Origin of the sequence: Microvirga massiliensis, assembly GCF_001006805.1 — a bacterium.
In the GTDB taxonomy this organism is placed as follows: Bacteria; Pseudomonadota; Alphaproteobacteria; order Rhizobiales; family Beijerinckiaceae; genus Microvirga; species Microvirga massiliensis.
This window is the reverse complement of the sequence record NZ_LN811370.1, coordinates 1-5,868: the sequence shown is the minus strand read 5'-3', so window position 1 is coordinate 5,868 and position 5,868 is coordinate 1. Positions and strand designations below refer to the sequence as shown.

Below are 5,868 nucleotides of genomic sequence, written 5' to 3'. Positions count from 1 at the left end.
GTTCGGCCCGAACTCGATGCCCTGCTCACGGGTGACTGGCATTTTACGGCCTCCAGCCACCATCCCCAAGCCCACTTGCACCGCGTCACGGCTTGGGCAACGGCCAAAGAGGATCCCGAGGTTCTCCGCGCGATCCGCAGAACCCTCGGCCGGTTGGTGCCGCTCGAGGTCTGCACGGTGGCGGTGAAAGCGCGAGACATCGGGGATAACTGGGAGATCCGCCCCGACGGCAACGGAGCCCCCACGGTCTCAACCTGCTGGCGCAGTGTGATCAGCAAGAAGACAGGAGACCACTCCTGGATGTGCTGGACGGGCTGACGGGACGTGGAAGGAGAGTTGTTCCAGCCGGAAGATCCGAACTGATTGGCCGAGATGGACCTAAATTCAGCTCCCAGAATGGTGTTGAAATTAGACCTCATTCGGCTATATCACAGGGTCGGCCAGGAGAGTCCCATGCAGCGTGTGGAAGCCGAGATCGCGGTCAGCGTCTCAGACCTGAAGAAGAATCCGACAGCAATCATGAATGAAGCCGGTGCCTCCCCGGTCGCGATCCTCAACCACAATCGCGTCATGGCCTACATGGTGCCGGCGGCGACGTTCGAGGCCATGATGGAGCGGTTGGACGACATTAAGCTGGCCGAGATCATCGAGCAGCGCTCCGGCGAGGTTCCGGTCCCGGTTGCCCTTGATGACCTATAGGCTCGAGTTCCTGCCATCCGCACTAAAGGAGTGGAAGAAGCTTGGACCTACGCTTCGCGAACAGTTTAAGAAGCTTGCGGAACGGCTGAACGGACCGCGTGTCCCCGGTGACGCGCTCCACAATATGGCGGACCATTACAAAATTAAGCTTCGGGCCGCAGGCTATCGCCTCGTCTACCGGGTCAACGACAAGACCGTGACGGTGATCGTCGTGGCAGTCGGCAAACGTGAAGGATCCGAAGTTTATAAGGCTGCTACGAAACGCTGACACCCACAGCTTCCACACTCGAATCGAAATAGCCACTGTTCCCGATTCTCGGGCGCTCGAGGGGGCAACACTGGAGCCCGGTCAGGTCCACCATTCCCGCTTCACCTTCCGGGAAGATGCCAAGACCGTCGCGGGATATCGTAAAGCCGATCCGAACCAGGAGTTCATGGTGAGAGAGGCCGCTGCGTAACTCCGGAAGAAGCGCCAGCGAAACGAATTTCTCTCAACATGAGAAAGCGAACCCGAAGGCTTCGAAATCCCGAGAAAGAACGGAGGCCGCCATGGCTGAGCATCACATCGAGCGTCGCGAGGACGGCCTCTACCTGAATGGTCACCTTCTAACCTTCATCGGCCAGAACCCAACAACGGTGAGCCACGAGCTCGATGGCGCCATTCTCCAGCACTACAAGGCGAAGCACGGCGATCTCAACGACGGCGACAGGATCCTGCTCGACCTGCAGGTGATCAGCATCATCGAATGGCCCGAGCCCCTGCGGGTCGGCTGGCGCGACCACTACCGCAACGATCCGAACAGCCTGGACCTCGGTCCGGAGCCAACCGGCGACGAGGAAGACGAGGACGACGACACCTGATGGAGCGCGGACCCCGCATGGCACGTCTTCCCCCGCTGCAGTTGATCCCCGGCCAGTATCACCCTTCCGTCTGGGCAAACGAGGCTGAAATGATCGCGGTCGAGAACCACAACCTAACGGTGGCTCTCGCCGAGATGGAAGCCGACCCGCTGTCCAGTGATGATCTGGAATTGGACCTCGACTTCGGCCTTCACACGGACTTCGAAGCTTAGGTCTCGCCGGTCCTCGGCCCCACGATCCGCAACCCGCCCGATGGGCGGGTTTTTTCTTGGGCGTGACCAAAAATCCCGAACGTCTCGAAATTCCAAATCCCAAAAGGAAGCCAGCCTGATGAGCCAGAATATTGTCTGTCCGCGTCTCGTCACGAATGACCCGGACCTCAAAGCCGAGGGCGATATCGTGCTCAAGGACGGAACCCGGGTCGCCTACAACACCGAGCTGGTCTCGTGCGAGGGTGTTTCGGTCCACTATTGGATCGGGGATCGCGAGCCGACTGATGCTCTGTTCACCGAGATCGTCGGGGTCGCCGGGCGGACCCGCGACGTCGTCGGCCGCGGCACCTATAGCACCGGGGAGCCCGGCCGCTACTGGGCCCGATCAACGATGCCGGTCGCCCACTGAGGCATTTTTGCCAAATCCCAGAAATAGCTTGGCCGTTCGACGCCAGTTTTTGACAGGCCCGCACGGCTCATTTAATATTTCCTAAACCCCAAAGTTGGGGAGCAATTCCCAAAATCGGCTTCCTGCCCAAAATCAGAAAATCCCATGCTCGCGACCCTCGAAATCACGCGATTTTCGTCTTTTCTCCCGGCTCAGATCCGCCCAAAGCGCCGCGGCCCGAACTGGCTGCACCTCAAGGCCCTGAGCCCGTGCTGCAGCACCGCCGAGATCGCGCTGATTGGCGCGAAGGCTGGCATCCTCAATGTCTTCCAGCCGATGATCATCTCGGTGGTAGCCGATCTCGAGAGCTATCTCTGCGACGGGAACGGCGAGTCCCTCGACGTGACCCTAGTGGCCAACGGCGCCGATCTCGTGCAGACCCGTCTGACTTTCGACCGCAATGGCATCGCCCCGCTTGACGTCCGGATCGGAAACGATCGCATCGAACTGGATCTCGATCTCTATTTCTCGACCCGCCGCGCGGCCGAATGTGTGGCTTAGGCGAATTTCTCTCGGCTTCGGCGCGGCAGCGTCGATCCTCCGGGGCCACGGGAACGTGGCCCTTTTTTCTTATGTCCGCCCGGAAAATCGAGGCCTCCCCTAAATTCTGAAATTCCAGAGGTGCGGTTCGTGTGATACTGCCGACGGAAAATCGGCCCCGTGAATCCAGGCACCTGAATTTTCTCCGAAAATGCCGGGCGACAGCCGGGGCTGCGAGAAAACACTTAGACCAGGAGAGCCACGTGCAATCTTTGAGAGCACAGCAAATGCAAGACAGCGTTGCACAGCGCGTCGAGGAACTCAGGCGACTCCATGAGGAGCATGACCAGCGCCAGGCGCGGGAACGCCTGGAGATGCCGGCCACAGATCCCACCATAGGCGACAAGATAGCCGCTAAGGCTTTCGGCTGGATTGCTGCCGCGATTATCGGCGTGCTCGCGGTTCTGTTCATCATCGGCGTGAACACACCTCCGGAAACTATCCGGCAGGCCTGCGAGAAGCGCTTCTATACCCAGCGCGAGATTACGGAGTGCGAGTTTGTCGTCACGGCCAAGCGGGCTTTGGAAGCACAGGATGCCGCTGATCGGGCCAAGGCTCGCAGGATCGACGATGCCGATCGGGCGAGCCGCTGACGATGATGAACGACAAGATTACCCTGCGGCCCGACGAGGTCAGGACTCCACGGCGCCGCAATGCGAGCGCTGCGAAAGAGCCACGCAAGTCACCTTTCGGGACCGCCTTGAAGGTGATCGTCGCCCTGGTGGTCATCTTCATCTTGGTGCCCGCCGTGATCGGTGCCCTCGCGCCCCGCGAGGACTTGAAGGAGGCCTGTGCCAAGCGGTTCAGCCTCGAGTCCGAGAGGGTCGAGTGCGAGCTCGCCGTCACCATGCGACGCGCGCAGGAGGTCTACGAGGCGAAGCGCGATTCCAAGCAGCGCAGGATCGACGAGGTCTATCGGTCGGTTCGTTAACCTGCTCTGCTTGGTCCAGCGGCTCAGGAAAGAGCCGTCGGCGACGATCTAGGGATCTGATCCTCGACCCATGGGTGTTCCCCCATCGGATCTAAATCCCGGAAGGACCCAACATGCGTCGCGTTTCTGTTGCTTCCTCGATTGTCTCCACCCAGGACCTCGCGGCCGAGGCCCGGGCCATTCGCCTCGCCGCGCGCCAGCAGGACCGCGCGATGCGCCGGCGCCTGTCCGTGACGACGATCCGGATCGCCGAGATCACCGAGTTGAATGTGTCGCCGGCCGGCGCCGGCGAGCTCACCGTCTCGATCCTCGGCACGCTGGAGAACGGCCGCCCAGTCCGGGCGAGCTACGTCCTGGCGTCCTATCTCACTCCGGCGGAAGCCGTTCATCTGCTCTCGCTCTTCGAGGTCGGCCGCGCGATCAATCTCGCGGGCCTCAACGGCGCGCGTCGCTGGACCGATGCCAATGGCGAGAAGCATGCCTCGATCGAGTTCCTGGCCCAGACCATCAAAGGGTGAACCGTTAAGAAAGGATTCACCTCGACTCGCCGGGCGTCCCAAAGCTGCGGTGGAAACCGAATTCCGCCTTGGGACTCCTCATTTGGGCCCATGCGATAGGTGGGCCGTCGTCGACGAAACGGTAAGCAGCATGGCTCGTATACCGATCGCATTCAGCTCCTGCCTCGTCGGTCTTCTCGAGAACGCCAACGACAATGCTCCAGCCCTGAAGGCGGAGAGCGCCTGGCCGGCGGCTGACGACCTCGCACGTGGGATCCCGACAGACGAGGCCATGATGGTCGTCCGTGATCCCGCCTCGGGTGACTGGCACATCGAAGACTTCGAGGGTGAGGCGATCCTGTTCACGATGCCGTCGGTCTGCAACCTCGATGAGGTGATGCGCGCTGCCGCGGTTTACGCCGCAGCCTTCAAGAGCGGCTTCGATCAGGCTCGTATCTCTCTCCCAATCTCCCGGTGCTGATCGCACCCCAATCAAGACTTGGCGACTGAGTCGAGCGCGGATGGCCGCCATACGCGCCGTGACGGCTCTTGCTCTCAGTAACTCCTCCCCGACGGAGCGCCTCAGCGCCCCCCTCCCTCCATGGCCTTAGAGCCCTTTCGAGAGGTATCGACATGAAAAACACACCGCCCCTGACGGACGTCGAGCGCAACGATGCGGCTCTAGCCGACAAGCTTTGCGACATGCACAACCAGTTGGCCGGCCTCGAGGAGAGAAACGGCCGGGCGACAGACGTCTGGCACATCCTGCTCACGCTTCGCGGATTGGCAAAACGCGAGGGCTTCGACCTGCGGGACACGTTTGATGATGCCATGCAGTTCGACCCGGAACACGGCCGCTAGTTTCAATCCCTCTGGAGACGATGGACAATGAGCGACAAGCCAACGCGCTGCCCGCGCTGCAACAAGGCAGCCACCGACGTGCGGACGATGACCTGTCCACATCCGTTGTGCCCACTGCCCCTGCCAGAACGCAGATAGCAGGAGAGGACCTTGAACGGGATTGGCCACAGCGTCGGCGACGCGACCCAGAATTCGGAGAAAGAATTCACCGTCGAGACAACGACCGGAACCTATTGCGTCATCGAAACGCGGATCTGCTGGAAGGTCCACAGCGAGGAATGGGATGAAATGTTCGATGTTCCCATTGCTGTGCCACGCGAGACACGAGCTATGACGGATTTTGGGTGATGGGGCTGATCAGGCGACGTTGTGTGCTGGCGTCGGAAGGATCTCGGCGCCATCCTGGAATCTGACACCGGCGATCACCTTGGGCAACTGGTTTTCGCCCATCAACCGACGCCAGGTTTTAGAAGCTGCCATCACGAGCTTGAACACCATCAGCCGGGCCGTCGTCGGGGACAGCGCGCCCTTGGTGCGCACCGTGCGATGGCGAACTGTGGCAAACACACTCTCGATCGGGTTCGTGGTCCGCAGATGGATCCAGTGCTCGGCGGGCAGGTCGTAGAAGGCCAGCAGTGCCCGCTGATCCTTGCGCACGCATGCCACGGCTTTCGGATAGCGCGTCCTGTAGGCGTCCGCGAACAGATCGACGGCGACCTCGGCCTGCGCTCGTGTGGGCGCCAAATAGATCTCGCGCAGGGCTGCCTTGATCCCCGGCTGCACGGATTTCGGCACCGTGTTGAGCACGTTGGCGGTCTT

The 5,868-nt window shown here is 61.1% G+C and carries 14 protein-coding genes; 13 read left to right on the top strand and 1 reads right to left on the bottom strand.

Annotation, left to right across the window (positions count from 1 at the left end; all coding sequences use genetic code 11):
- The 13 genes from BN1233_RS48885 to BN1233_RS38605 form a co-directional block, all read left to right on the top strand.
- A partial coding sequence (locus tag BN1233_RS48885) for a hypothetical protein (protein WP_046869004.1) occupies positions 1–318 on the top strand: 318 nt, incomplete at its 5' end.
- 135 nt (positions 319–453) lie between these two features.
- Complete coding sequence (locus tag BN1233_RS38660) at positions 454–699, top strand: type II toxin-antitoxin system prevent-host-death family antitoxin (RefSeq protein ID WP_046869003.1); 246 nt, start codon at positions 454–456, stop codon at positions 697–699.
- Entirely contained in the window at positions 689–967 is a 279-nt protein-coding gene (locus tag BN1233_RS38655; protein WP_046869002.1) for a type II toxin-antitoxin system RelE family toxin, read from the top strand. Before BN1233_RS38660 ends, BN1233_RS38655 begins: the two co-directional genes overlap by 11 nt.
- A gap of 281 nt (positions 968–1,248) precedes the next feature.
- Positions 1,249–1,560: a hypothetical protein gene (locus tag BN1233_RS38650; protein ID WP_046869001.1), complete on the top strand. Its 312-nt coding sequence runs from the start codon at positions 1,249–1,251 to the stop codon at positions 1,558–1,560.
- Positions 1,561–1,577: 17 nt separating this feature from the next.
- Positions 1,578–1,772, top strand: coding sequence for a hypothetical protein (locus BN1233_RS38645; protein WP_147707786.1), 195 nt, complete (start codon positions 1,578–1,580; stop codon positions 1,770–1,772).
- Positions 1,773–1,890: 118 nt separating this feature from the next.
- Positions 1,891–2,181 (top strand): hypothetical protein, encoded by a 291-nt coding sequence (locus tag BN1233_RS38640; protein WP_046868999.1) that lies wholly within the window; start codon positions 1,891–1,893, stop codon positions 2,179–2,181.
- A gap of 144 nt (positions 2,182–2,325) precedes the next feature.
- Positions 2,326–2,721, top strand: a complete 396-nt coding sequence (locus tag BN1233_RS38635; protein WP_046868998.1) for a hypothetical protein — start codon at positions 2,326–2,328, stop codon at positions 2,719–2,721.
- 266 nt (positions 2,722–2,987) lie between these two features.
- Positions 2,988–3,353, top strand: coding sequence for a hypothetical protein (locus BN1233_RS38630; protein WP_046868997.1), 366 nt, complete (start codon positions 2,988–2,990; stop codon positions 3,351–3,353).
- A 2-nt stretch (positions 3,354–3,355) separates the two neighbouring features.
- Positions 3,356–3,691 (top strand): hypothetical protein, encoded by a 336-nt coding sequence (locus tag BN1233_RS38625; protein WP_046868996.1) that lies wholly within the window; start codon positions 3,356–3,358, stop codon positions 3,689–3,691.
- A 113-nt stretch (positions 3,692–3,804) separates the two neighbouring features.
- Entirely contained in the window at positions 3,805–4,209 is a 405-nt protein-coding gene (locus BN1233_RS38620; RefSeq protein WP_046868995.1) for a hypothetical protein, read from the top strand.
- Positions 4,210–4,339: 130 nt separating this feature from the next.
- A complete protein-coding gene (locus tag BN1233_RS38615; protein ID WP_046868994.1) occupies positions 4,340–4,669 on the top strand; it encodes a hypothetical protein in 330 nt (109 codons plus the stop codon).
- 152 nt (positions 4,670–4,821) lie between these two features.
- Positions 4,822–5,049, top strand: a complete 228-nt coding sequence (locus BN1233_RS38610; RefSeq protein ID WP_046868993.1) for a hypothetical protein — start codon at positions 4,822–4,824, stop codon at positions 5,047–5,049.
- 150 nt (positions 5,050–5,199) lie between these two features.
- Complete coding sequence (locus tag BN1233_RS38605; RefSeq protein WP_046868992.1) at positions 5,200–5,397, top strand: hypothetical protein; 198 nt, start codon at positions 5,200–5,202, stop codon at positions 5,395–5,397.
- A 9-nt stretch (positions 5,398–5,406) separates the two neighbouring features.
- Here the strand turns inward: BN1233_RS38605 and BN1233_RS38600 are convergent.
- Positions 5,407–5,868, bottom strand: a 462-nt coding sequence (locus tag BN1233_RS38600; protein WP_046868991.1) for an IS256 family transposase, incomplete at its 5' end; no start/stop codon positions are given.